Origin of the sequence: Clostridium senegalense JC122 (assembly GCF_000285575.1) — a bacterium.
GTDB classification, from domain to species: Bacteria; Bacillota; Clostridia; order Clostridiales; family Clostridiaceae; genus Clostridium_J; species Clostridium_J senegalense.
On the sequence record NZ_HE611051.1, the window covers coordinates 150,664 to 153,934 of the forward strand.

The 3,271-nt window shown below is 24.1% G+C and carries 4 protein-coding genes; 1 reads left to right on the forward strand and 3 read right to left on the reverse strand.

All coding sequences use genetic code 11. From position 1 onward, the window contains the following. Window positions 1-22 precede the first annotated feature (22 nt). Window positions 23-688, reverse strand: a complete 666-nt coding sequence (locus CSGHG_RS08955; protein ID WP_010294295.1) for a hypothetical protein — start codon at window positions 686-688, stop codon at window positions 23-25. A 236-nt stretch (window positions 689-924) separates the two neighbouring features. After that, window positions 925-1,818: a YegS/Rv2252/BmrU family lipid kinase gene (locus CSGHG_RS08960; RefSeq protein ID WP_010294296.1), complete on the reverse strand. Its 894-nt coding sequence runs from the start codon at window positions 1,816-1,818 to the stop codon at window positions 925-927. Window positions 1,819-2,100: 282 nt separating this feature from the next. On the opposite strand from CSGHG_RS08960, the gene pssA reads away from it, so the two are divergent. Further along, window positions 2,101-2,616, forward strand: coding sequence for a CDP-diacylglycerol--serine O-phosphatidyltransferase (gene pssA, locus CSGHG_RS08965; protein WP_010294298.1), 516 nt, complete (start codon window positions 2,101-2,103; stop codon window positions 2,614-2,616). A gap of 129 nt (window positions 2,617-2,745) precedes the next feature. Here pssA and CSGHG_RS08970 read toward each other — a convergent pair whose 3' ends face one another. Beyond that, entirely contained in the window at window positions 2,746-3,075 is a 330-nt protein-coding gene (locus CSGHG_RS08970; protein ID WP_010294299.1) for a hypothetical protein, read from the reverse strand. Window positions 3,076-3,271 lie beyond the last annotated feature (196 nt).

A 3,271-nucleotide genomic window follows, 5' to 3' on the forward strand; every position in this document is an offset into this window, starting at 1 on the left:
ATAAAAACTGGTAAATCCAGTTTTATTTTTTATAACTTATCTTAACTTTTTTCTTAAACTTAGATAAAGAATATACTAAAGTTGTTACCCAAAATAGTTCCCCTATTAATTTCACTCCAAAGAAAAAACTTCCTAATAAACTTATTAATATTGTAAGTATCATAGTCAATGATGATATCATACTAAAAATTATCCCTATTTTATTAGAATATTTAAAACTATAAGCTTTTATTGATACAATTAAATATATTGTATTTATAATAGATAAAATTATATATAAACCATAATCTTTCTTCAATGTTATTATATAGCCATATATATCAGATATATTTGTGTTTATTGGTGATTTTATTGTTATCCAGAGATAAGTGCCTGTAAAAATAATCAATAATATATAAAAATAGCTTAATTTAATTTTTTCATTTCTTGATAACATATATATTGCCACAAATCCAATTATTGGTATATATATAATTTCTAAAAACATTATAGGTTTTAACATATATAAATATAATGGTCTTTCATTTACAAAAAGTACTATCAATGATATATATCTTAACAAAACTAATATAAGTGCACATAACGTTATATATTTTATTTTTTTAGGTGCATAACATACGGATGTTGTTATACCATCATAAAGCAATAAAATCATAGTAAATAATAATCCTAAGTAAATATAATCCATATTCTCCCCCTAACTATAACTTCATTTATTTTATAAAAATCACTTTTAATTTTTTCTTATATTCTTAATAAATAAACTAATTAATTTAAAATTCTTTTGATTTTGCAATTATATTTCTTTAATAAATTATATTGAAATTAAGATTTACTTATGACAACTTATATAATCTAATCAATTTATATCATTTTTAAAATTAAAAGCATCTCAAAATTACTAATTAATTTTGAGATGCTTTTCTATATTTCATAAGCATAACCTAGCACTTTAATTGCTTTTTTTTCACAAGTTATTCTTAGTGGAAATTGTGGACCTGGCTCACCATCTATATCTGTAGCTATATCTTCTTCACAATGTACTGTTAATTCATCTGTTTTAAAGCACATTACTCCATCCATTTCATATATACCTCTTTTTTTAAGCATAATAAGCAAATTATTTAATGCATTTTTCATTATATCACTTTTTATTATAATCACATCTAAAAGACCATCATCTGCTTCTGAGGATTGTGCTAATCTTAAATTTCCTGCGGTCTTACCATTAAATATAAGCATTAAATACATTGTTCCATCAAAAGTAACATTTGATGACTCAACTTTTACCCCTAACTTTCTTATATTAGGTATTTCTTCTAATCCCTTTATATAGTAAGCCATTTTTCCCATCGTATTTTTTAAATGTAAATCCGTCTTTTGCGACACATCTGTAAAAATTCCTGTACTTGCTACATTAACAAAATACTTATCATTTACCTTTCCTAAATCCAAATATTTTTCTTTACTATTTAGTATTTGATATAAAGATTTTTCAACATCTTCTGGCATTCCTACAATATTTTTTGCAAAATCATTAGCTGTCCCAACTGGTAACACTCCTATTGGTAAATCAATATCTCTCTTTTTTATTTGATTCACTACAGAATCTATAGTTCCATCTCCACCAGCTATTAATATATAATCAAAACTTTCATCTATATTAGCAAAAGCTTGAGATATAGGCTCTTCCCTTCCTATCCTATATGGCTCAACGACAAATCCATATTGTTGATGTATCCTAATAACTGTATCCAATTCTTCCAATATAGAATTTTCACCAGAATACGGATTATAAATAAATTTCACTTTTTTCATAATATCCTCCTCTAAGCCATCTTCACTTTTCTATTTTTATGTACAACACATCTATTTTTTAATATTAGTTTTTTCTAAATTCAAATAATTTATCACGGTATAATTTTAACCTTTACTAATACTTTTCTCAAGAGTATTACAAAATTTTAAATTTTTTATTTTAAATTTAAAATCTTATTATATATAAATTTAAATTTATTTATAGTATAATAGTCCTTGCTATAATATTTTTAATAGACTTTTTTCTACATTAAAAATCAATTCAATTCGAGAGGTGATTTTATGCAAAAATCGTTCATACCAAACAGTCTTACATTTGGTAATTTGATTTGTGGTGTTCTATCAATTCAATTTACTATGCAAGGTAATTTTAAAGTTGCAGCAGCGCTTATATTATTAGCTGGGGTATTTGATAGATATGATGGAACAGTGGCGAGATTTCTTGGAGTAGACAGCCCTTTAGGAAAAGAACTTGATTCTTTAGCTGACTTAGTTTCTTTTGGTGTTGCTCCTTCTTTATTAATATTTACACTATGTGAATTATCTTCATTAGGTATGATAGGTTATATTACACTAATAATATTTCCTGTTGCTGGTGCTTATAGGCTTGCTCGTTATAATACAACAGTTGCGTTTAATAATGTATTTACTGGTATACCTATTACAATAGCAGGGAGTTTTATTGCAGTATATGCTTTATTTATTGAAAATAATATACCACCAATGTCTTTTTCTGTAATATTAATGATTATTTTTTCTGGACTTATGGTTAGTAAATTACAAATAAAAAAGAGATAAAAAATTAATATTAAACCTATAAAATTGATGTAGATTAAAAAAATTTACATATTCCAATGAAATAATTACATACACCTTAAAAAGCATGATTTAATTTAAATCATGCTTTTTTTATAATTTTATGTATTTCTATTCTGTTCTTTTTAGTTGATTTTCAAGCTCTATTCCAACGAAAGTACTATTAGATATTTGCCCTATAGCATCTGATTTTGTATTCATATATCTATTGTAGCACTTAACTGTATAATCTAATGAATCTATAATATTATCTATAACTTTTCCTAATTCATTTGATCTTTTTAACGCATCTTTAACTTCAGCTTTTTTAGCAAGAGCCATATTATTATAATCATTTGCTGAAGCTACTAATAATCTATAAGCATTACTAGTAGAATTTAGTAGTGTAGTTAAATTAGTTATATCTTTATAATACTCATCTATTACGCTTCTATGACTCATATCATCACCTTACTTTAGTAGTTATACTCTTAATATATTAGTAAATGTACTTATTTATGATATATATTTATATGTTTATATATTAGAAATCTTTAAATCATATTAAATTATCATATATTAAATAACCACAAATATAAAGTGGAGAGTTGTTACAAACAATTCTCCACTTTATATAGAGTTGTTTTAATTTTTTAAA